Source organism: Amycolatopsis dendrobii (assembly GCF_014145675.1).
Taxonomy (GTDB): Bacteria; Actinomycetota; Actinomycetes; order Mycobacteriales; family Pseudonocardiaceae; genus Amycolatopsis; species Amycolatopsis dendrobii.
The window spans coordinates 214,909-236,576 of the sequence record NZ_JACGZW010000010.1; the positions used below are offsets into that span (position 1 = coordinate 214,909).

23 protein-coding genes are annotated in these 21,668 nt (G+C 69.5%); 14 read left to right on the top strand and 9 right to left on the bottom strand.

The genetic code is table 11. The annotated features are described in order from the left end of the window. Positions 1–750 (bottom strand): fructosamine kinase family protein, encoded by a 750-nt coding sequence (locus H4281_RS29250; RefSeq protein ID WP_446680392.1) that lies wholly within the window; start codon positions 748–750, stop codon positions 1–3. Positions 751–1,023: 273 nt separating this feature from the next. On the opposite strand from H4281_RS29250, the gene tig reads away from it, so the two are divergent. The 6 genes from tig to H4281_RS29280 all read left to right on the top strand — a co-directional run bounded on the left by tig (position 1,024) and on the right by H4281_RS29280 (position 6,339). Continuing rightward, positions 1,024–2,406: a trigger factor gene (tig, locus tag H4281_RS29255; protein WP_182894118.1), complete on the top strand. Its 1,383-nt coding sequence runs from the start codon at positions 1,024–1,026 to the stop codon at positions 2,404–2,406. A gap of 143 nt (positions 2,407–2,549) precedes the next feature. Next, entirely contained in the window at positions 2,550–3,155 is a 606-nt protein-coding gene (locus H4281_RS29260; protein WP_304504577.1) for a ClpP family protease, read from the top strand. Between the two features lie 25 nt (positions 3,156–3,180). Further along, on the top strand, positions 3,181–3,834 hold the full coding sequence (locus H4281_RS29265) for an ATP-dependent Clp protease proteolytic subunit (RefSeq protein ID WP_009081146.1): 654 nt from the start codon (positions 3,181–3,183) through the stop codon (positions 3,832–3,834). Positions 3,835–4,057: 223 nt separating this feature from the next. After that, complete coding sequence (gene clpX / locus H4281_RS29270; protein WP_009081145.1) at positions 4,058–5,353, top strand: ATP-dependent Clp protease ATP-binding subunit ClpX; 1,296 nt, start codon at positions 4,058–4,060, stop codon at positions 5,351–5,353. A gap of 70 nt (positions 5,354–5,423) precedes the next feature. Further along, complete coding sequence (locus H4281_RS29275) at positions 5,424–5,819, top strand: hypothetical protein (protein WP_220507998.1); 396 nt, start codon at positions 5,424–5,426, stop codon at positions 5,817–5,819. Positions 5,820–5,859: 40 nt separating this feature from the next. After that, positions 5,860–6,339: a hypothetical protein gene (locus tag H4281_RS29280; protein ID WP_182894120.1), complete on the top strand. Its 480-nt coding sequence runs from the start codon at positions 5,860–5,862 to the stop codon at positions 6,337–6,339. A 6-nt stretch (positions 6,340–6,345) separates the two neighbouring features. On the opposite strand, the gene H4281_RS29285 is transcribed toward H4281_RS29280, so the two are convergent. Both H4281_RS29285 and H4281_RS29290 read right to left on the bottom strand, forming a co-directional pair. Further along, entirely contained in the window at positions 6,346–7,275 is a 930-nt protein-coding gene (locus tag H4281_RS29285; RefSeq protein ID WP_182894121.1) for an alpha/beta hydrolase, read from the bottom strand. A gap of 48 nt (positions 7,276–7,323) precedes the next feature. After that, positions 7,324–7,974: a TetR/AcrR family transcriptional regulator gene (locus tag H4281_RS29290; RefSeq protein ID WP_182894122.1), complete on the bottom strand. Its 651-nt coding sequence runs from the start codon at positions 7,972–7,974 to the stop codon at positions 7,324–7,326. A 65-nt stretch (positions 7,975–8,039) separates the two neighbouring features. Here H4281_RS29290 and H4281_RS29295 point away from each other — a divergent pair, with 65 nt between their 5' ends. Next, positions 8,040–9,353, top strand: a complete 1,314-nt coding sequence (locus tag H4281_RS29295) for a carotenoid oxygenase family protein (RefSeq protein ID WP_182894123.1) — start codon at positions 8,040–8,042, stop codon at positions 9,351–9,353. On the opposite strand, the gene fdhD is transcribed toward H4281_RS29295, so the two are convergent. Then, entirely contained in the window at positions 9,354–10,178 is an 825-nt protein-coding gene (gene fdhD, locus H4281_RS29300) for a formate dehydrogenase accessory sulfurtransferase FdhD (RefSeq protein ID WP_182894124.1), read from the bottom strand. It abuts the gene before it with no gap. Positions 10,179–10,328: 150 nt separating this feature from the next. On the opposite strand from fdhD, the gene H4281_RS29305 reads away from it, so the two are divergent. The 4 genes from H4281_RS29305 (at position 10,329) to H4281_RS29315 (ending at position 13,672) form a co-directional block, all read left to right on the top strand. Then, positions 10,329–11,681 carry an L-lactate MFS transporter gene (locus H4281_RS29305; protein WP_182894125.1) on the top strand — a complete coding sequence of 451 codons (1,353 nt, stop codon included), beginning with the start codon at positions 10,329–10,331 and terminating at the stop codon, positions 11,679–11,681. Then, positions 11,681–11,812 (top strand): MFS transporter small subunit, encoded by a 132-nt coding sequence (locus H4281_RS46345; RefSeq protein ID WP_255751376.1) that lies wholly within the window; start codon positions 11,681–11,683, stop codon positions 11,810–11,812. The genes H4281_RS29305 and H4281_RS46345 overlap by 1 nt, the downstream gene beginning before the upstream one ends. A 70-nt stretch (positions 11,813–11,882) precedes the next feature. Next, positions 11,883–12,425 (top strand): ArsR/SmtB family transcription factor, encoded by a 543-nt coding sequence (locus tag H4281_RS29310; RefSeq protein ID WP_237600724.1) that lies wholly within the window; start codon positions 11,883–11,885, stop codon positions 12,423–12,425. Further along, positions 12,422–13,672, top strand: coding sequence for an MFS transporter (locus H4281_RS29315; protein ID WP_182894127.1), 1,251 nt, complete (start codon positions 12,422–12,424; stop codon positions 13,670–13,672). The genes H4281_RS29310 and H4281_RS29315 overlap by 4 nt, the downstream gene beginning before the upstream one ends. Here the strand turns inward: H4281_RS29315 and H4281_RS29320 are convergent. The 3 genes from H4281_RS29320 to H4281_RS29330 form a co-directional block, all read right to left on the bottom strand. Continuing rightward, positions 13,647–13,976 (bottom strand): hypothetical protein, encoded by a 330-nt coding sequence (locus H4281_RS29320; RefSeq protein WP_182894128.1) that lies wholly within the window; start codon positions 13,974–13,976, stop codon positions 13,647–13,649. The two genes, H4281_RS29315 and H4281_RS29320, sit on opposite strands and share 26 nt — an antisense overlap. A gap of 89 nt (positions 13,977–14,065) precedes the next feature. Next, positions 14,066–14,404, bottom strand: coding sequence for a hypothetical protein (locus tag H4281_RS29325; RefSeq protein WP_182894129.1), 339 nt, complete (start codon positions 14,402–14,404; stop codon positions 14,066–14,068). Positions 14,405–14,447: 43 nt separating this feature from the next. Continuing rightward, entirely contained in the window at positions 14,448–15,125 is a 678-nt protein-coding gene (locus H4281_RS29330; RefSeq protein WP_182894130.1) for a GntR family transcriptional regulator, read from the bottom strand. Positions 15,126–15,197: 72 nt separating this feature from the next. On the opposite strand from H4281_RS29330, the gene H4281_RS29335 reads away from it, so the two are divergent. From H4281_RS29335 to H4281_RS29345, 3 genes are read left to right on the top strand one after another with little or no spacing between them, the layout of a single operon-like run. Next, a complete protein-coding gene (locus tag H4281_RS29335; protein WP_182894131.1) occupies positions 15,198–15,620 on the top strand; it encodes a VOC family protein in 423 nt (140 codons plus the stop codon). Next, positions 15,617–16,360 (top strand): SDR family NAD(P)-dependent oxidoreductase, encoded by a 744-nt coding sequence (locus H4281_RS29340; RefSeq protein ID WP_182894132.1) that lies wholly within the window; start codon positions 15,617–15,619, stop codon positions 16,358–16,360. The genes H4281_RS29335 and H4281_RS29340 overlap by 4 nt, the downstream gene beginning before the upstream one ends. A gap of 56 nt (positions 16,361–16,416) precedes the next feature. Continuing rightward, positions 16,417–17,841 (top strand): LCP family protein, encoded by a 1,425-nt coding sequence (locus tag H4281_RS29345; RefSeq protein ID WP_182894133.1) that lies wholly within the window; start codon positions 16,417–16,419, stop codon positions 17,839–17,841. 55 nt (positions 17,842–17,896) lie between these two features. Here the strand turns inward: H4281_RS29345 and H4281_RS29350 are convergent, their stop codons facing one another. Next, positions 17,897–20,209, bottom strand: coding sequence for an FdhF/YdeP family oxidoreductase (locus H4281_RS29350; protein WP_182894134.1), 2,313 nt, complete (start codon positions 20,207–20,209; stop codon positions 17,897–17,899). 46 nt (positions 20,210–20,255) lie between these two features. Continuing rightward, the gene (locus tag H4281_RS29355; RefSeq protein ID WP_182894135.1) at positions 20,256–21,599 is read right to left on the bottom strand and encodes an MFS transporter; all 1,344 of its coding nucleotides are present in this window, start codon (positions 21,597–21,599) and stop codon (positions 20,256–20,258) included. Positions 21,600–21,668 lie beyond the last annotated feature (69 nt).

The following is a 21,668-nucleotide window of genomic DNA, read 5'->3' on the forward strand; positions in this document are numbered from 1 at the left end:
TCAGCCCAGCGAGCGCGCGGCTGCGGTCGCCTGCCCGGCGTACGACCGGCCGAACAGGACCGTGTGCACCAGAAGCGGGAAGAGCTGATGCAGCGCGATCCGCTCCCGGTACCCGTCCGCCAGCGGCGCGACCTCGTCGTAGGCGGCGACGATCCGCTCCAGCTGCGGGCAGCCGAACAGGTGCAGCATCGCGAGATCGGTCTCCCGGTGGCCGCCGTGTGCGGCCGGGTCGATCAACACCGCACCGCCGGAATCCCACAGCACGTTTCCGCTCCACAGATCCCCGTGCAGCCGAGCGGGCGGTTCCGGTGGGCCAGCTATCGACGGGATACGGGCGCAGGCTCGTTCGAAGACTGCCGGGTCGAGAAGATCCGAGGCCATCCGTACGTAGGGGAGGATTCGGTGCTCGGCGTACCACTCCGGCCATGAGTCGCTCGGGGTGTTGCGCATGGGCGCGGTGCCGATCCAGGCGTCCGGCAAGCCGCCCGGAGGAGGGGCGCCGAACGCCGGGGCTCCCGCCGCGTGCAAGCGGGCGAGGTCCCGGCCGAACTCCTCCGCGTGCGACGGCGTGGCCTCGGCCACCCGGTCCAGGACCAGCCAGGTGTCGTCCGCGCCGTGCACCCGGGGGATCCGCACCGCGTCCGCCTCGGCGAGCCAGCGCAGTCCGGCGGCTTCGGCTCGGGTCGCGCCTGGAGTGTGGCCGCGTTTCACTACCGTCTCGTAGCGCTGGTTGCCATCGGTCAGCACGATCTCACTCAGGGTGCCTGAAGGGCCGTGTGAGACCGTCTCGAACCCGGTTAGCCGTGCCGCCGCGGCGGCCGGACCTTCGCTCTGCTGCCCGGAAACCACGTCCCCGACGCTACGGGCGCGCACGGCCTGCCGCTGATCGGCTTGCCTCGGCAGGTGACCCGCAGCCAGTCTTGTCAACCCTCTGGCCTAGACTCGGATATCCCGGTCAGCAGGTGACCGGGGCGGTCCCGAGGGACTGTCCGCCCCCATCGTTTACCGCTCGAGGAGAAGACCTTGAAGAGCACCGTCGAGCAGCTCAGCCCGACGCGAGTGAAGATCAATGTCGAGGTGCCGTTCGACGAGCTCAAGCCGAACTTCGACGCCGCGTACCGGAAGATCGCCCAGCAGGTGCGGGTCCCCGGTTTCCGTCCCGGCAAGGTCCCCGCTCGCGTCCTGGAAAGCCGGATCGGCCGCGCGCCGGTGCTCGACGAGGTCGTCAACGAGGCCATCCCGGCCAAGTACATCGAGGCCGTCCGCGCGGGCGAGGTCCGGACGCTCGGCCAGCCCGAGTTCGAGGTGACCAAGCTCGAGGACCGCGAGGTGCTGGAGTTCAGCGCCGAGGTCGACGTGCGGCCGGAGATCGAGCTGCCCGACCTCGCCGGCATCGAGATCAGCGTCGACGACGTCGAGACGACCGACGAAGAGGTCGCCGAGCAGCTCGACGAGCTGCGCGCCCGCTTCGGCACCCTGACCGGCGTCGAGCGCCCGGCCCAGACCGGCGACTTCGTGTCGATCGACCTGTCGGCCACCGTCGACGGCAAGGCCGTCGAAGAGGCCTCCACCACCGGCCTGTCCTACGAGATCGGCTCCGGCCAGCTCGTGGACGGCATCGACGAGGCCATCGTCGGAGCCAACGCGGGCGAGACCAAGGTGTTCACCACCAAGCTGGTCGCGGGCGAGTTCGCCGGCCAGGACGCCGAGGTCACCGTCACCGTGCAGTCGGTCAAGGAGCGCGAGCTGCCCGAGGCCGACGACGAGTTCGCCCAGCTGGCGAGCGAGTTCGACACGATCGACGAGCTGCGCGAGGACCTGCGCACCCGCCTCGGCCGCGTCAAGACGATGCAGCAGGGCGTCCAGGCGCGCGACAAGGTCCTCGAGATCCTTCTCGAGCGCACCGAGGTGCCGCTGCCGGAGAAGGTCGTCGAGGCCGAGATCGAGAACCGCAAGCACGACGCGATTCACCCGTTCGACCACGACGAGGCGCAGTTCGCCAAGGCGCTCGAGGCCGAGGGCCGCACCCTCGACGAGTTCAACGCCGAGGTCAAGGAGGAGTCGGAGAAGGCCGTCCGCACGCAGCTGCTGCTGGACACCATCGCCGACAAGGAGAAGACGTCGGTCAACGACGGCGAGCTCACCGAGCGCATCATCTACCAGGCGCAGCGCTTCGGCGTCAGCCCGGACGAGTACGTGCAGCGGGCCCAGCAGTCCGGCCAGCTGACCGCGATCTACGCCGACGTCCGCCGCGGCAAGGCGCTGGCCTCGGTCGTGCGCGGCACCACGGTGAAGGACGCGTCCGGGTCCGAGGTCGACCTCAGCGAGCTGTTCGGCGCGGACGAAGAAGCCCCGGCCGAAGAGACGCAGGTCACCGAAGAAGCGGCGGCGACCCCCGCGGAGTAAAGCTGTGAGCGAACTTGGGCGGTGTCAGGCATTCTGCACCGCCCAAGTTCGTTAGGGTCGGTTGCAAGATCTCAAGCATCTGAACACGACAGCGGCGGCGCGGCCCTCCGGCCGGCCCGCCGCCGGTGAAAAGGCAGGCAGACGTGAAGCAGCACATGCCCGAGGGGCGGACCGGCACCGCGGGGCTCAACCTCACCGACTCGGTGTTCGAGCGGTTGCTCCAGGAGCGCATCGTCGTTCTCGGCTCCGAGGTCAACGACGAGGTCGCCAACCGGCTCACCGCGCAGCTCCTGCTGCTCGACGCGGACGATGCCGAATCGGACATCCGGTTCTACATCAACTCGCCGGGCGGCTCGGTGACCGCCGGGTTCGCGATCTACGACACCATGCAGCTGATCCGCCCGGACGTGGCGACCTACGCGATGGGCATGGCGGCCTCGATGGGGCAGTTCCTGCTCTCCTCGGGCACCCCCGGCAAGCGCTACGCGCTCCCGCACGCGCGCATCCTGATGCACCAGCCGTCCGCGGGCGTCGGCGGCACCGCCTCCGACATCGCGATCCAGGCGGACCTGTTCAACAAGTGGAAGCAGGAGCTCGCGAAGATCACCGCCGAGCAGACCGGGCAGACCACCGAGCAGATCATCAAGGACGGCGACCGCGACCGCTGGTTCACCGCGCAGGAGGCGAAGGACTACGGCTTCGTCGACCACGTGCTGACCCGCGACAGCGGCCTGAACTCGAGCAACTGAGCCCGCAAGCACACAGGAGAGCGTCATGAGCAACTTCCGGCTCCCGGGTGACTTCCGGGCCCCGCAGACTCCGCAGTCGCGGTACATCCTCCCGTCCTACGTCGAGCGCACCAGCTACGGCGTGAAGGAGTCCAACCCGTACAACAAGCTGTACGAGGAGCGGACGATCTTCCTCGGCGTGCAGGTGGACGACGCGTCGGCCAACGACGTGATGGCCCAGCTGCTGCACCTCGAGCACGAGGACCCGGACCGCGACATCAGCATCTACATCAACAGCCCGGGCGGGTCGTTCACGTCGCTGATGGCGATTTACGACACCATGCAGTACATCCGCCCGGACATCTCGACCGTGTGCCTCGGCCAGGCCGCCTCGGCCGCCGCGGTGCTGCTGGCGGCGGGCACGCCGGGCAAGCGCATGGCGCTGCCGAACGCGCGCGTGCTGATCCACCAGCCCGCCACCGAGGGCACCTACGGGCAGGTCTCGGACCTGGAGATCCAGGCCAACGAGATCCAGCGCGTGCGCCGCCAGATGGAGGTCATCCTGGCGAAGCACACGAACAAGGAACCGGACGAGATCAAGGCCGACATCGAGCGGGACAAGATCCTCACCGCCGAAGAGGCCAAGGCCTACGGCCTGATCGACGAGGTGCTCCCGTACCGGAAGGCCTCGGCGAACTGACCGCGACGGGCCGGTGCGCGGCGAATCCGCGACGCGCACCGGTCCGCTGGTCTAGTGTCGGTCGTCGACGTGCCCGAAGGGGGTCGGGTGTTCCCGACCGCGCCTTCGGACGGGTACCGTCGATGGCAATGCGTGTTGGTTCCGGGAACGCCTGGCAGTCCCGGGGCCGCCAGACAGTTGTGCAGGTGCGCCCCGCGCACCGGAGGGGACGAGGTCAACGGCCATGGCACGGATCGGTGACGGCGGCGACCTGCTGAAGTGTTCTTTCTGCGGCAAGAGCCAGAAGCAGGTGAAGAAGCTCATTGCCGGGCCAGGGGTCTACATCTGCGATGAGTGCATCGACCTCTGCAACGAGATCATCGAAGAGGAGCTGGCCGAAGCCGGCGACGTGAAGCTCGACGAGCTGCCGAAGCCCGCCGACATCCACGAGTTCCTCGAGCAGTACATCATCGGCCAGGACGACGCGAAGAAGACGCTCGCGGTCGCGGTGTACAACCACTACAAGCGGATCCAGGCCGACGACAAGTCCGGGCCGAAGGACTCCAAGGACGAGCCGGTCGAGCTGGCCAAGTCCAACATCCTGATGCTCGGCCCCACCGGCTGCGGCAAGACCTACCTCGCGCAGACGCTGGCGAAGCTGCTGAACGTCCCGTTCGCGATCGCCGACGCCACCGCGCTCACCGAGGCGGGCTATGTCGGCGAGGACGTCGAGAACATCCTGCTGAAGCTGATCCAGGCGGCCGACTACGACGTCAAGCGCGCCGAGACCGGCATCATCTACATCGACGAGGTCGACAAGATCGCCCGCAAGAGCGAGAACCCGTCGATCACCCGCGACGTGTCCGGCGAGGGCGTGCAGCAGGCGCTGCTGAAGATCCTCGAGGGCACCACCGCGTCGGTGCCGCCCCAGGGCGGGCGCAAGCATCCGCACCAGGAATTCATCCAGATCGACACCACGAACGTGCTGTTCATCGTCGCGGGCGCGTTCGCCGGGCTGGAAAAGATCATCAACGAGCGGGTCGGCAAGCGCGGCCTCGGGTTCGGCGCGGAGATCCGCACCAAGGCCGAGATCGAGGGCAGCGACGTGTTCTCCGAGACGATGCCGGAGGACCTGATCAAGTTCGGGCTGATCCCGGAGTTCATCGGCAGGCTCCCGGTCGTGGCGACGGTGAACCACCTGGACAAGGAATCGCTCGTCTCGATCCTGACGCAGCCGCGCAACGCGCTGGTGAAGCAGTACAAGAAGCTCTTCGAGATGGACAACGTCGAGCTGGAGTTCACCAAGACCGCGCTCGAGGCCATCGCCGACCAGGCCGTGCTCCGCGGCACCGGCGCCCGCGGCCTGCGCGCGATCATGGAGGAAGTCCTCCAGCCGGTCATGTACGACATCCCGAGCCGCGAGGACGTGGCGAAGGTCGTGATCACCGAGCAGACCGTGCGGGAGAACGTCAACCCCACGATCGTGGCTCGCCAGCCGTCGCGCCGCACCCGCAGCGAGCGCGGCGAGAAGTCGGCCTGACCCGGCGGCTGCCGGGCGTTAGCAGGAGTCGGCTGTCCGGGTGTCGGCGGCAGGCGCGATAATGGACAGGATGACAACCGTGCCGCTGACCGCACCCCGGGGGGACGAGACTGCCGACCCCGGCGAAGCGGTCCCCGCCGAAACCGAGCCTTCCGCCGCTCCGGTCGGCATCGTGGAGCTGAGCGAACGGGTCGCCGCGTCCGTGCTGACGCGCTTCCCGTGGCTGGTCCGCGCGTCCGAGATCATGCTCGCGCTGTTCACGCTGGTCTGCCTGGTCGCGGTCGGCACCCGGCTGTCGGCGCTGCCGCTGCTTCCGATCCCGCTGTTCGTGGTTTCGTGGCTGTTCCTGCGCCGCTTGCGCGGGTCGGAGACCCGGGCGCAGCAGCTGCGGTGGTCGCTGCTGATGGCGCTGGCGGCGATGGTCGGGTTCTGGGTGATATCCGTCGTGGCCCGCTGGGTCTCGTAATTTCGTCGCGGCGGCGTCCTCCGCGGTAGAGGATGGCGCGATGGACGCAGTCGTGCAGTGGGTGCGCACCTCGTGGACGAAGAAGTCCCGCGGCGGTGCGGAGGCGGCTCGCCGCAATGCCGTCCCGATCGCCTTTCCGCTCCCGGCGTTGACCGCGCCCTTCACGCACGTGGTGCGGATGAGTGAAGAGACGGACTTCGAGCCGCGATCCGGTGCCGAGGACGAAGCGCCGTCGCCCTGGGATTCGACGGTCCGCTTCCGCGAGGCGGACGGCCTGCTGCGGGTCGAGGTGAAACCGACCCCGCACGGGAATCCACGCCGCTTTCGCCGCCCTCCGGCCCACCGCCTGGCCCGAGGGGAATGGCTGCGGTGGCAGGTGAATTACCGCCTCACCGGTGTCTGCTGCGGGGAATGGCATTACCGGCTGGACACGCTGAACGTCGCGTACGGGCCGGTGTCGCGGGAACTGTTCCTGGGCACGCCGAGCCATCTGGTGGACGAGCTCGGGATTCTCCGTTGAGCAGGCTCACGCCTTCTGCCGCAAATGCTTCCCCAGGAACCCCACCATGCTGGGCACCGTGGTCCGGAAGAACGTGTCGCTGTGCTTCCCGTGCGCCGTGTACCCGATCGTCGGATGCGTCTCCGCGATATACCGCCGCGCCCCGGTGATGAACGGGTCTTCCGTACCGCAGTAAATCGCCGTCGGAATGCCCTGCAAAGCTGACTGGTGACGCAGCGGATCCAGTGAAGTCCAATCCGTCATCCCGGTGAAAATGCGGCGTTTCGCCATTTCCGGCCAGGACGTGATGAGCGCCGGGGCGATCGCGGCGACCGCGGCGGGCGGCTGGCGGCGTTCGGCTCGGCGGCGGGCGTACAGCAGTGCCCCGAAACCGCCCATCGACACTCCGGCGACCGCGAACGGCAGGCCGTCCGTGCCGCCGAAGCCGCGAGCGCGCAGCCACTGCGGGACTTCTTCCAGGAGCATCGCCATCGGGTCGTCGCCGGGGCGGACCTGGTGCCAGTAGTTGTCGCCGCCGTCGACCGCGACGAAGCCGTACGACGGCACGGCTTTGCGGGCGACGTCGCTGCCCAGCTGCTTGAGCAACCCGCTCGGGGCGGCGGAGCGGGCGGAACCGTGCAGGCCGTGCAGCATCAGCGACATCGGCAGGCCGGCCGGCGGCTTCTTGCTCGGCAGCAGGAAAACAAGGTCCACTTCCCGGCCGCGGGCGTGCGAGTAGACGCGCTCCACCCGCATGCTGCCGAGCTGTGTGACCGGCGTCGACGACGTGACGCCCAGTGCCCGCTGCATGGCCTGGTTGAACGGCACCACGCCGGTCGCGCTCCCCACCGCGAGCCCGGCGATGCCGAGGCCCGAGGCGCCCGCGATCAGCATGGACCGGCGGCTCACCCGCCTTCGGCCCTCAGTCTCCTCGGTCACCCGATCCCCCTCACCCATATAGCGTAAGACGTGAGGAAGGGACGAAACGTTGCCTTCTGAAGATCTTCACTCGGTTGTTGTGAGCAGCCCCACGGACGCCCGGGCGGCGGCAGGGCGGTCGCCGAGTCCCACGACCAGCGTCACGCAGAGTGGCGCGAGCACTTCGGTCACCCCGCGGTCGCCCCGGCCGAAGTGGCCCAGCAATTCGAGGGTGACATAGCCGTGCACCGCGCTCCACACCTGTGCGGCGACGGCGAGCGGGTCGCCGTGCAGCCGTCCGGAGTCGATGGTGCGTCCCACGGCGGCGACCATGCCTCGGAACGACGATGCCGCCTCGCTGTCCTGCTTGTCCTTCAGCAGGTCGCCGACCGGCTGTCCGTGCGCGCCCGCCTCGCGGAACATGAGCGTGAACAGCTCCGGATGCTCGACCGCGGTGCGGCGGTAGGCGAGCGCCAGCTGGTACAGATCGGCGACCGGGTCGTCGGTGCGCTCGACTGTCGCCATGTTCGCGATCAGCCGTCGAAACCCTTCTCGCGCAACGGCATCCATGAGCGCGGCCATCCCGCCGAAGTGCGTGTAGACGGCCATCGTGGACGCGCCGATCTCGGCCGCCAGCTTGCGGGCCTGCAGTGCTTCCGCGCCGCCGTCGGCCAGCAGCCGGATCGCCGCCTCGACCAGTTGCGTCCGCGCGTGTTCGCCCCGAGTCCGCTCGCTCATGCTTGCCAGTATCCCATAACCCTGTTATACCGGTGGCCATAACCACGTTATGGATGGAGTGGGTCATGGGAAATCACTTCCTCGAAGGCAACTTCGCGCCGGTCGAGCGCGAGTACACGAGCACCCGATTGACGGTCACCGGACAACTGCCCGACTACCTCGACGGCCGCTACCTGCGGAACGGGCCGAACCCGGCCGATCCGGATCCCGAAACGCACCACTGGTTCCTCGGCCGCGGCATGGTGCACGGCGTACGGCTGCGCGACGGCCGGGCCGAGTGGTACCGCAGCCGCCGCGTCGGCACGGACGAAGGCGGGGCCAACACCAACGTCATCGGGCACGCCGGGCGCACGATCGCGCTGGTCGAGGGCGGAATGCCGCAGTGGGAACTCAGCGAGGAGCTGGACACGCTGGGCTTCTGCGACTTCGACGGCACCCTCTCCGGGTACACCGCGCACCCGAAACGCGATCCGCGGACCGGCGAACTGCACGCCGTCTCGTACCAATTCGGACTGGGGAACAAGGTCCAGTACTCGGTGGTCGGCACCGACGGCCGGGCGCGGCGGACGGTCGACGTCGAGGTCACCGGAGCGCCGATGATGCACGACTTCTCGCTCACCGAACGGTATGTCGTGTTCTACGACCTGCCGGTCACCTTCGATCCGGACCAGGCCCCGGTGCGCCTCGACGTGCCCGACCCGCTCACCGCGCGCACCGGCCGCGGCGTGAGCTCCTTGCCGTACCGGTGGAATCCGGACTACCCGGCGCGCATCGGCGTGATGCCGCGCGAGGGGGACAACAGCGACGTCCGCTGGTTCGACGTCGGCCAGTGCTACGTCTTCCACCCGCTCAACGCCTACGACGAGGACGACCGGATCGTGCTCGACGTGGTCCGGCACCCGAAGATGTTCGACCGCGCGCTGCACGGCCCGGCCGAGGGCGAGCCGACGCTCGACCGCTGGACTGTGGACCTCACGCTCGGGAAGGTCGTCGAGGAACGGATCGACGAGCACGGCCAGGAGTTCCCGAGGGTGGACGAGCGGCTGGTCGGCCTGCCGCACCGGTACGGCTACGCGACGGCGCTCGACGATCGGTCGCGCAGCGTCGGCGCGGTGTACAAACACGATCTGCGCAAGGGTTCCGTCGATGCGCACCGGTTCGGTCCAGGCCGCGAACCGGGGGAGTTCGTCTTCGTTCCGTCCAGTGCGGACGCGGGCGAGGACGAGGGCGTGCTGATGGGCTATGTCTACGACGCGGCCGAGGCGCGCAGCGATCTTGTCCTGCTCGACGCGGGCACCCTCGACGCCGTCGCCGCGGTGCACCTGCCGGACCGGGTCCCGCACGGCTTCCACGGCAACTGGGTGCCCGCCGAAGCCTGATCAGGTGAGCAGGCGCTGGTCCCCGGTGTAGAGGTTCATGCTGTCGCCGCGCAGGAAACCGATCAGCGTCATGCCGTTCTCCTCGGCCAGTTCGACCGCGAGCGACGACGGCGCGGACACCGCGGCGAGCAGTCCGATCCCGGCCATCGCGGCCTTCTGCACGAGTTCGAAGGAGGCGCGGCCGGAGACCAGCAAGCCCAGATCGGGCGCCGGGATCCGGCCCGCCTGCAGAGCCCAGCCGAGCACCTTGTCGACCGCGTTGTGCCGTCCGACGTCCTCGCGCACGACGACGAGCTGACCGTCCGAAGCGAACAGTCCGGCGGCGTGCAGCCCGCCGGTGGACGAGAACACCTTTTGCTGTTCCCGCAACCGGTCCGGCAGCTGCGAGAGGACGTCGGTCTTCACGGCGAACTCGGACGCGGCGGGGGAGAACCGGCTGCGCAGCTTCACCGCGTCGAGCGCGGCCTTGCCGCAGACGCCGCACGACGAGGTGGTGTAGAAGTTCCGCTCGACGCCGGTGTCCGGCGGGGCGACTCCCTCGGCGAGTGCGATGTCGAGCACGTTGTAGGTGTTGCGGCCTTGGTCGTCGACCCCGTCGCAGTAGCGCGCGACGGCCACGTCCTCACGGGACCCGAGCACGCCCTCGGACAGCAAAAAGCCGTGCGCCAGTTCGACGTCGTGACCGGGCGTGCGCATCGTCACCGCCAGCGCCTTGCCGCCGACCCGCAGCTCCAGCGGTTCTTCGGCGGCCAGCGAGTCCGGCCGGCGCCGTTCGCCGGCCGCGGAGATCCGCCGTACCGGCCGCCGCACCGTCACTCTGCCCATCAGTCCGCTCCACTCGATTTGTCGTCTTTGGCGCTGTCTTTTGTTGTCATCGACAAGACATTCTCAAGTCATTCGACAGTCATCCGGCGCAACGCCGAGGATCTGGTAAACCATTCCCAGCACCTCGTCACTGTTGGGAGGAGACCGCCGATGGCTGTCCCCGGCTTCCTTGCCCGTTCCCGCATCGTCGCACCGCCCGGCTGGACCCGCTGGCTCGTGCCGCCCGCTGCGCTGTCCATCCACCTGTCGATCGGCCAAGCCTACGCGTGGAGCGTCTTCAAGACGCCGCTGGAGAAGACACTGGGACTGTCCGGCACGCAATCCGGGCTGCCGTTCCAGCTCGGTATCGTGATGCTGGGGCTGTCCGCCGCGTTCGGCGGCACCCTGGTGGAGAAAAACGGTCCCCGCTGGGCCATGACCGTCGCCACAGTCTGCTTTTCCACCGGCTTCCTGCTCGCCGCGCTCGGCGTCGCGACCGGGCAGTTCTGGCTGGTGGTCGCGGGCTACGGCGGGGTCGGCGGGATCGGCCTCGGCATCGGCTACATCTCGCCGGTGTCGACGCTGATCAAGTGGTTCCCGGACCGGCCGGGCATGGCCACCGGAATCGCGATCATGGGCTTCGGCGGCGGCGCGCTGATCGCGTCGCCGTGGTCGTCGGCGATGCTCGGCTCCTCGCCCACGACCGGCGACATCGCGACAGCGTTCCTGATCCACGGGATCGTGTACGCGGTGTTCATGACGATGGGCGTGCTGATCGTCCGCGTCCCGGCCGACGACTGGCGTCCGGCGGGCGCGGTGAAGCAGGCCGCGGCCAAACCGATGATCTCCACGGCGAACGTCTCGGCGGCGAACGCGCTGAAGACGCCGCAGTTCTGGTGTCTCTGGATCGTCTTGTGCCTCAACGTGACCGCGGGCATCGGCATCCTGGAGAAGGCCGCGCCGATGATCACCGACTTCTTCAAGGGCACCTCCGCGCCGGTCGGCGCCGCGTCCGCCGCCGGGTTCGTCGCGCTGCTCTCGCTGACCAACATGCTGGGCCGGTTCGTCTGGTCGTCCGCCTCGGATCTGGTGGGGCGCAAGAACATCTACCGGTTCTACCTCGGCGTCGGCGCGCTGCTGTACCTCGTGATCGCGTTGACCACGAACGCGTCGAAGCTCGTGTTCGTGCTGTGCGCGATGCTGATCCTGTCCTTCTACGGCGGCGGTTTCTCGACGCTTCCGGCGTACCTCAAGGACCTGTTCGGCACCTACCAGGTCGGCGCGATCCACGGCAGGCTGCTGACCGCGTGGTCGGCGGCGGGCGTGCTCGGGCCGCTCATCGTGGACGGGATCGCGGACAGCCAGAAGGCCGCGGGCAAGACCGGGCCGGATCTCTACCAGCTGTCGTTCTGGATCATGATCGGCCTGCTGGTGGTCGGGTTCGTCGCGAACGAATGCGTGCGCCCGGTGAAGGAGAAATTCCACGAACCGGCCGGTGCGGCCGCGGTGGGGAGCGAGGCGTGATGACGAGTGCCGAGGGCCGCTCCGGCGGCCGGACCCTCCTGCTGGTGATCGCCTGGCTGTGGGTGCTCGCCCCGTTCGGCTACGGCGTGGTCGAGCTGGTCCGGAAGGTGGTGGGGCTGTTCGGCGGCTGAGTGCCGCTGACCGGCACGGCCCGGAAATACTCCCTGGACAAATGGTCAAGAGTCGTTGACCATTATCCCCGTGACTGGGGATGATCAAGCGGGCTACGTCCCGCCGCAGGACACTGTCCACGTCGAGACGACCGACCAGCTGCGCGCCGTGAGCAACGTCGTGCGGCACCGCGTGCTCGCGGTGCTGCGCGACGGGCCCGCGACGATCACGCAGGTCGCCGAGCAGCTGGGGATCGCGAAAGGCAGTTCCAGCTACCACATGCGGGTGCTGGAGCGGGCCGGGATCGTGCACGTCGTGCGCACGCGGAAGGTGCGCGGCGTGCTGGAGCGCTACTACGCGCACGTCGGGCGCAAGATCAAGCTGCCCGAGCCCGCCCCGGGGCAGCGGGACGTGCTGCTGCAGCACGCGATCAACGACCTCTCGACCGCACCCGAGGGCTCGCACCGGTACGTCCGGATGCAGCACACGCGGATCAGCGAGACGCAGTTCGAGGAGTTCGAGCGCCGGCTGGCCGGACTGCTCGACGAGCTGCGGGACGCGCGCGACGCCGACGAGGCCGCCGCCACCGTCGCGGTCGCGTTCTTCCGTCCGGGGCCGGGGGCGGCCAGATGACCAAGTCGAAAATGCCTCCCGCGTTCAGTCGCTTGTGGACAGCCGCGACGGTCAGTTCCCTAGGCGACGGCGCGTATGCCGCGGCTTTGCCGCTGCTGGCGGTGCTGCTGGACAGCGATCCGCTGGTGGTCAGCCTGGTGACGGTGGCGGTGCTCGCGCCGTATCCGGTGGCCGGGCTGTTCGCCGGCGCGCTGGTCGACCGCTGGGACCGGCGGCGCACGATGTGGGTCGCGGACCTGGCGCGCGCAGTGTTGCTGGTGGCGACGGTGGCCGCGGGCGCGGTCGGCTGGCTCAGCATTCCGGTCCTGCTCGTCGTGGCGTTCCTGCTCGGCACCGGCACGCTGTTCTTCGACACCGCCGCACAGGCGTACCTGCCGGATCTGCTGGCGCGGGACCAGACCTTGCTGCGCCGCGCGAACGGCTATCTGCGCGGGGCGTCCACCGCGGCCGGGCAGTTCACCGGACCGCCGATCGGGAGTTTCCTTTTCACCGTAGGGAGAACGCTGCCGTTCGCGGTAAATGCGCTGACCTACGCCGCCAGCGCGGTGCTGATCCGGACGCTGCCGCCGGCGCCGGTGCCGGAGCGCGCGCCGGGCCGGTCGGTGTGGGCGGACTCGAAAGAGGGTTTCGCTTACGTGGTCAAGGATCGGCTGCTGCTCGGCCTCGCTTTGCGACCTGCGGTGGGGAATCTGGCGTTCGGCGCGTTCGGGGCCGTGCTGGTGGTGTTCGCGAAGGACGCGCTGGGACTGCACTCCGCCGGGTACGGCTTCCTGCTCGCCGCCGAAGCCGCCGGGGGACTGGCAGGCGCGATGGTGCTCGCCGGACCGCTCGAGAAATGGCTGGGCACCGGGACCGCGCTCACCGTCACCGCGGTGATCGAGGGCGGGGCGGTGCTGGCATTCGGCCTCGCCCGCGACCCGTGGCTAGCCGGGGCGATGTTCGCGCTGTGCGGCTGCGCCATGGCGGTGACCATGGTGCTCGGCGGTTCGCTGCGCCAGGTCGTGGTCCCGGCGCGGTTGATGGGCCGGGTCGCCGCGGCGTCGCGCCTGGTCTCGGCCTCGGCCGCACCGGCAGGCGCCGCTCTGGGCGGCTGGCTCGCCGCGACGGCCGGAGTACGAGTGCCGTACGTGGCGGCGGCGGGGGTGCTCGTGTCGATGACGCTGGTGACGATGAGCATGACGAGCAACAAGCGGATCGAGGAGGCGCTCGCGCGGGCGAAAGCTACTCCAGCGACGGCCACCCGGTGAGCAGGGTGATTCCCGGGAACAGCACCGCGGCTGCCGGCATGGTGGTCCAGATGACGACGCTGGAGTACGGCCGGGGGACGAAAAGTCCGGCGACCGCCCCGGTCGCGGCGGCGAGCGGAAAAACGAGGATCCCGTACATGCGGCAGAAAACGCCGACGATGTACCCCACGTTGAGCGGGGATTCGGTGAAGGCGGCCGCGACGTACAGGCTGAGCGCGGCGACCACGGCCACGAGCGCGACGATGGCGTGCAGTGCGCCGAGAACTGCTCGGCTGGTCTGGGCCGGGCTGCTGGTGAGGTCCACCGGCTCAGCCTGCCCGGGAGTTGTGGAGATTCCGGGGCGGTCCGGGAGAGAAACGCGGCTGAACCCGCAGGTTCGCGCTGTCCGGCCGGTTACGCCGGCCGGACAGCCGTCACGGCGATGAAACCGATCGGGAACACCACGGTGAGCGCGGAAACCGTGATCCACACGCGGCGCGCTGCTCGGCTCGGCTCTCCCAGCGAGGCGACCAGCGCGCCGATCCCGGCCGCGACCGGCAGCGCGAAAAGCCCGAACTGCACGAACGACACGACCACGATGATCTCGAACGCGGTCAGCAGGCTCAGCACCTTCGCGCCCGCCGCCAGCGCGGCCGCGATCACGCACAGCCCGAGCGCGGAGACCAGGAACGCGCCGCTGCCGTGCAGCGCGCCGGTGAATGCGACGCGTGCTCGGCTCGGATCGGTGTCCACCTGACGAGTCTGCCAGTCCGGCGCGGTGGGCGGATGCGGGAAATTACTCGGTTCGGATGCGGTCGAGCAGGCTTTCTCGCGCGGACTCCACGTGGTGCTCGGCCACCCGGGCCAGCCGTTCGCGGTCGCCGCTGCGCATCAGTTCCGCCAATTCGCGATGCTCCGCGACGACTCGGGCCCGGTAATGCTCATGTCCGAGCGAGACCCGTTGCAGCTGAAACAGAAACACCTGCGACCGCACCGCGTGCCATGCCTCGGTGAGGCGGCCGTTGCCCGCGGCGGCGTACACCCGGTCGTGGAACGCGATGTCCAGCGCCAGCAACTGCGGGCCGGGAGCTTTGCTCCGGACCGCCTTCGCCAAGTCGGCGACCAGCGCGTCCAGTGCGTCGAGATCCGCCTCGGCCGCGTTGGCGCGCGCGGTGACCGCGGCCAGCCGGTCGAGCGCGGCGCGGACCGAGTAGACCTCGTCGACGTCCTCGGGAGTCACGTCGACCACCGTGGTCGGACGGTGCCAGCCGCAGCGGACCAAGCCTTCTCGCGCGAGTTGGGAGATGCCCTCGCGGACTGAACCGCGGCTGATCTCCAACGACGCGGCCAGCTCGACCTCGCGCAAAGGCGCGCCAGGCCGGAAATGCCCGGCGAAGATCGCTTCGCGCACCCGGTCGGCGGCCTCGTCGGCGAGCCCGCGGCGCGCCGCCTTCCTCAGGGGGGTGACTTCCACGTCCTAATGTTGACATTCGAACATCCGCCAGTCAACGTGAAGACACCGATCCCCGTGCCGAAGGAGTGCCTCATGGCCGTCCGTCCCGCCTTTCACCTGGCCATACCGGTCGACGACCTGCCCAAAGCCCGCGAGTTCTACGGCGGCGTGCTCGGGCTGGCGGAAGGGCGCTCGGCGGACGCGTGGGTCGACTGGAACTTCCACGGCCACCAGGTCGTCACGCACGTAGTCGCGGGCGCCCGTGCGGAAGCGGGCCGCAATCCGGTCGACGGGCATGCCGTGCCGGTGCCGCACTTCGGGCTGGTGCTCGACGTCGACACCTTCCACGACCTGGCCGGGCGGCTGCGCGCGACGGGCGCCGAGTTCGTGATCGAGCCGTACCAGCGGTTCGCCGGAGAGCCGGGGGAGCAGTGGACGATGTTCCTGCACGACCCGGCCGGGAACGCGCTGGAGTTCAAGGCTTTCCGCGACGAGACGCAGTTGTTCGCGAAATGAACGTCCTCGTCACCGGAGCCTCGCGCGGGATCGGCCGCGCCATCGCCGTCGCCTTCGCCACCAGGGGCGACCGGATCGCCGTCCACTGTGGATCCAACCGGGAGGCCGCGCGCGAAACGCTGGAGGCGCTGCCCGGTTCCGGGCACGTGCTCGTGTCCGGCGACCTCGGCAACCCCGACGCCGCGCAGTGGATCGCCGACGTGGCCGAGGAGCAGCTCGGCGGGGTCGACGTACTGGTCAACAACGCCGCGGTGGGCACCACTGCGGCCACTCGCACGCCGATCGCCGAAATGTCCTATGCGGACTGGCAGGACGCGTGGCGGCGCACGCTGGACGTCAACCTCCTCGGCGCGGCGAACGTGTCCTTCCACGTCGCGCGCCACCTCATCGCCCGCGGGGTGCCCGGCCGGATCGTGAACATCGGATCGCGCGGGGCGTTCCGCGGCGAGCCCGACTACCTGCCGTACGGGGCGAGCAAGGCCGCGCTGCACGCGTTCGGCCAGTCGCTGGCGGTCCAGCTGGCCCCGCACGGGATTTCGGTCACCTCAGTGGCCCCGGGTTTCACCGCGACCGAGCGCGTCGCCGACCGGGTCACCGACGAGGTGCGCGGGCAGAGCCCGTTCGGCCGGGTCGCCGAACCGGAGGAGATCGCCGAAGCGGTGGTGTTCCTGGCCTCGTCGGAGACGCCGTGGGCGTCCGGTTCGATCCTCGATCTGAACGGAGCCTCACACCTGCGCTGAGTTGTGAGCTGCGTCACGAATGCAGCACATCCGGGCGGCCGGACGTCCAGAGAGGCGTGCGGATCGCAGGAAAAGTTATCGCCGGAGCGCTGTCGACGGTGGTGTTCGCCGGCACGGCTTACGGGTTCTCGACCCTGAGCGCGCTCGACGACATCACGCGCAGCGACGTCATCGGCGGCGGCGGATCGGTGGACGAAGGCCAGAAACACGCCGACGGGGCGATGGACATCCTGATGGTCGGCCGGGACGCGCGCAAAGGCCCGGACGGGAGCCCGCTGCCGCAGAGCGTCCTGGACGAACTGCGCGCGGGCGCGAACGGCGACGACCTCACCGACACGTTGATCGTGCTGCGGATCCCGGACGGGCAGCAGGAGGTCAAGGCGTTCTCCATCCCGCGCGACTCGTACGTCTCGATGCCCGGCGGAAAAGGCAAGATCAACGCCGCGTTCGGCCGCGGCAAGGCGGCCGAGGCCTCGAAACTGCGCGCGGCCGGGGAAACCGACAAGGACAAGATCGAGCAGGAGTCGATGACCGCGGCGCGCAAGGCGACGCGGCAGGCGGTCGAGGACCTCACCGGCATCACCATCGACCACTACGCCGAGGTCAACCTGCTGAGCTTCTCCGAGATCAGCAAGGCCGTCGGCGGGGTCGAGGTGTGCCTGAAGAAGGCCACGAAGGACGAGAACTCGGGCGCGGACTTCCCGGCGGGCAAACAGCGGCTCTCCGGCGGCGCCGCGCTCGCTTTCGTGCGGCAGCGCGACAATCTGCCCGGCACCGATTTCGGCCGGATGCGGCGGCAGCAGGTCTTCCTCGCCTCGATGGCGCACGAGGTGCTCTCGGCCGGGACGCTCGCCGACCCGGGCAAGCTGAGCGACCTCATCGACGCGGTGAAGCGCTCGGTCGTGCTGGACCAGTCGTGGGACATCCTGGACTTCGTCGGCAAAATGCGCGGGGTGTCCGGCGGCGGCATCCAGTTCACGACGATCCCGGTGGTGAACCAGGACTACCGCTATGACAAGTCCCATCCCACGGCGACCGCGGTGCAGGTGGATCCGGCGCAGGTGAAAGCGTTTGCGGCGGGGCTGATCGGAGCCGCCCCGCCCGCCGCGCCGCCCGGAGCGCCGAAGGCCGCGGTGGAGATTTCCAACGCCGGCGGCACCTCGGGCCTGGCGGCACGCGTCGCGGATGTGTTGAAGGGCAAGGGGTTCGCCGCCACCGCCGCGGGAAACGCACCGTCGCAGCGGACGTCGATCGTGCGCTACCCGGCCGCGCTCGCCGCCGAGGGCGCGGAGGTGGCGAAGGAACTGGGCGGACTGTCCGCCAAGGAATCAGCAGACGTTCCGGCAGGGCACATCCAGGTGGTGCTCGGGAAGGTCTACTCAGGACCGGGGGTGTCGGACGGCGGGTCCGCGGCAGGCGTGCCGGCGAAGGCCGACCAGCCGCCGCCCGTCACGTCAGACGGTGACAACTGCATCGACTGACGCCTTGTGAGTGGCGGTGCCGGGGTTCTGACCGGCACCGCCACTCACAAGCAGGTCACGCGTGGTTGTGCCGCTCCAGCCGGATCACCACGGCCTTCGACACCGGGGTGTTGGACTTCTCCGCCACGGAATCCAGCGGCACCAGCGCATTCGCCTCGGGGAAGTACGCCGCCGCGCACCCGCGAGCCGTCGGATAGGCCACCGCGCGGAAGCTGGGCGCCCGCCGGTCCCCGTCCCGCCATTCCGAGACCAGGTCCACGATCTCCCCGTCCGCGACCCCCAGCGCGGCCAGGTCGTCCGGGTGCACGAAGACCACCCGGCGCCCGTCCTCGATCCCGCGATAACGGTCGGACAGCCCGTAAATCGTCGTGTTGTACTGGTCGTGGCTGCGCAGCGTCTGCAGCAGCAACCGGCCCTCGGGAACCTCGGGGTACTCCAGCTCCGACACCGTGAACGTGCCCTTGCCGGTCGCCGTGCCGGTGAACTCCCGCGAGTCGCGCGGCGCGTGCGGGAGCACGAAACCGTCCGGTTCGCGGACGCGGCGGTTGTAGTCGTGGCAGCCCGGCACCACCGCGGCGATGCGGTCGCGGATCAGGTCGTAGTTCTTCTCGAACGACCGCCACGGCACCGCGTGGTCGGCGCCGAGCAGCCGCTCCGCCAATCGGCACACGATGGCGACCTCGGACAGCAGTTCCTCGCTCGCGGGAGCCAGCCGGCCGCGCGAGGCGTGGACCTGCGACATCGAGTCCTCGACGGTCACGAACTGCCGTCCGGACTCCTGCTCGTCGCGCTCGGTGCGGCCGAGCGTCGGCAGGATCAGCGCGGTGCGGCCCGGGACCACGTGCGAGCGGTTGAGTTTCGTCGACACGTGCACAGTCAGCGAGCACGCTCGCAGCGCTTCCGCGGTGCGCTCCGAATCCGGGGTGGCGGAAGCGAAATTGCCGCCCATCGCGAAGAACACCTTGCCGCGCCCGTCGAGCATCGCGCGGATCGAGTCGACGGTGTCCCAGCCGTGCTCGCGCGGCACGGTGATGCCGAATTCCCGGTCGAGCGCGTCCATGAACGGCTCGGGCATCTTCTCCCACACGCCCATGGTGCGGTCGCCTTGCACGTTCGAGTGGCCGCGCACCGGGCACAGGCCCGCGCCCGGCTTGCCGATCATCCCGCGCACCAGCGCCAGGTTCACGACCTCGGCGATCGTCGGCACCGCGTGCTTGTGCTGGGTCAATCCCATCGCCCAGCAGTAGATCGTGCGCTCGGACGTCGCGATCATCCGCGCGATGTGCTCGATCTGCCCGCGGGCCAGCCCGGTCGCCTTCTCGGTCTCCGGCCAGTCGATCTCGCGCAGCTGCTTGGCCCAGTCCTCGAACCCGTGCGTGGATTTCTCCACGAACTCGCGGTCCACAATGGACCCGGGTGCGGCGTCCTCCCACTGCAGCAGCAGATGCCCGACCGCCTGGAACAGCGCCAGGTCGCCGCCGAGCCGGATCTGCGCGAACTCGTCGGCCAGCGGCGTGCCCTTGCCGACCACGCCGCGCACGTTCTGCGGGTTCTTGAACCGCATCAGCCCTGCCTCGGGCAGCGGGTTGACCGCGACGACCTTCGCGCCGTTGCCCTTCGCCTGCTCCAGCGCGGACAGCATCCGCGGGTGGTTCGTGCCCGGGTTCTGCCCGACGACGACGATCAGGTCGGCCTGGTGGATGTCGGCCAGCGACACCGAACCCTTGCCGATGCCGGTGGTCGCCGACAGCGCCGCGCCGGACGATTCGTGGCACATGTTCGAGCAGTCCGGCAGGTTGTTCGTGCCGTACGCGCGCACCAGCAGCTGGTACACGAACGCGGCCTCGTTGCTGGTGCGGCCGGAGGTGTAGAAGATCGCCTCGTCCGGGCTCGCCAGACCGCGCAGTTCGTCGGCGATCAGGCCGAACGCGTCGTCCCAGGAGATCGGCTCGTAGTGCGAAGCGCCTTCGCGCAACACCATCGGCTCGGTGAGCCGGCCCTGCTGGCCCAGCCAGTAGTCGGTGCGCTCGTTCAGCTCGGACACCGGATGCGCGGCGAAGAACTCCCGGCCGACCCGGCGTTTCGTCGCCTCTTCGGCGACCGCTTTCGCGCCGTTTTCGCAGAACTCCGCCATCTTGCGCTTCTCGCCGTCGACCTGCCGCGGTTCGGGCCACGCGCAGCCCGGGCAGTCGAAGCCGTCCCGCTGGTTCAGCAGCCGCAGCGTGCGCGCGGTGCGGACCGGGCCCATCTGCTCCACCCCGCGCGCGAGGGAAACCGCGACTCCCGGGATTCCGGCCGCCCAGCCTTTCGGCTTGCCTACTTCGAGGCGGGCTTCGTCCACGTCACCAGTCGGAGCTTCGCGAGTCATGGGCACATCGTCCGCCTTTGCCTCGCGGAAACCAAGACGGGGGTGGTCACATCGCCGCCTGCCGGTCCCGTTCCCGGCGTTCGGCCCGCAGCAGCGCGCGGTCCGCGGCGGTCACGACCAGCAGCAACGCGCTGGTCACGATCAGCACGACGGCCAGCCGGTGCAGTCCTCCGGAATCCGCATGCCCGCCATAGCATTGGGCGATGACCGTGGCCGCGACAATCGCGCCGAGGTATTGCGCGGTCCGGAAGAGACCGCTCGCGGTGCCCATCGTCTCGGCCGGCGTTTCGCGGTAGAGCGTCGTCTGGTTGGCGACGCTGGTGAGCCCTTGCGCCAGGCCGAACAACGCGGCGAGCACGAGCAGCCAGATCAACGCGGTGCCGTCGTTCACGAACAGCAGCGCGACGGATCCGCCCAGGAGCGCGGCGCCGACCAGCAGCAGGCGCAGCCGGACGCCAGTGGGCCGCCCGGACAGCGCGGCCGCGCCCACGGCGACCCCGGACATCGGCAGAAGCAGCAGCCCGGCGGCGGATTCGGCGAACCCGCGCGCCTCTTCGAGCCACTGCACGTAGCCGAACATGATCGTGTAGATCGCCAGGAAACTCAGTGCCTGCCGCGAATACGTGCGCAGGACCGGGCCGTTGGCGGCGAGCATCCGCAGGTCGATGAACGGCTTCCGGGCGCGGAGTTCGACCCGCACGAACAGACCGCCGAGCACGAGCGCCGCGGCCAGCAGCCACAGATCGCCGATGCCGGGTTCCATCAGGTAGCACAGCAACACCAGCAGCGCCGCGGAAAACAGCGCGATCCCGGCCACGTCGATCTTCTCAGCCGGCTTCTCGGCGGGGGTGTCCTTGGGCACCCACAAGAGGGTCAGCACGAGGGAAATCCCGGCGAGCGGCAGGTTCACCGCGAAGATCGCCGGCCAGCCGAAGAGCGCGATCAGCACGCCGCCGAGCGTCGGGCCGATCACCATGACCGTCTGCGCGGACATCGCCAGCACGGACAACACCCGCGCCGGAACGCCTTCGCCGATCTGGTCCGCCCGCCGTCGCAGGACTGCCATCGCGGCCGGGAACCCGGCACAGGTGCCGATGCCGAGCACCGCACGGACACCGGTAAGCCATTCGACCGAGATCGGGATCATCCCGGCGACCCCGGCCACCATCACGACGGACGCGCCGCCGAGCAGCACGCGCCGCGCGCCGTAGCGGTCGACGAGCAGCCCGACGACCGGCTGCCCGACCGCGGTGGCCAGGTACAACGAGGAAATCAGCCAGGCCGTGCGGCCCGGCCCGGCGCCGAAGGCCTGTCCGATCGGGACGAGCGCGACGGCGATGAGCGTGGAGTTGATCGGGTTCAGCACGGCGCTCGCGACCAGCGGGGTCACCAGGCGCGCGCCGAAACGGGATTTCGCGGGGGCGGTCGCGGTGTTCGTCAGTGCTCCTCGGGTTCAAGG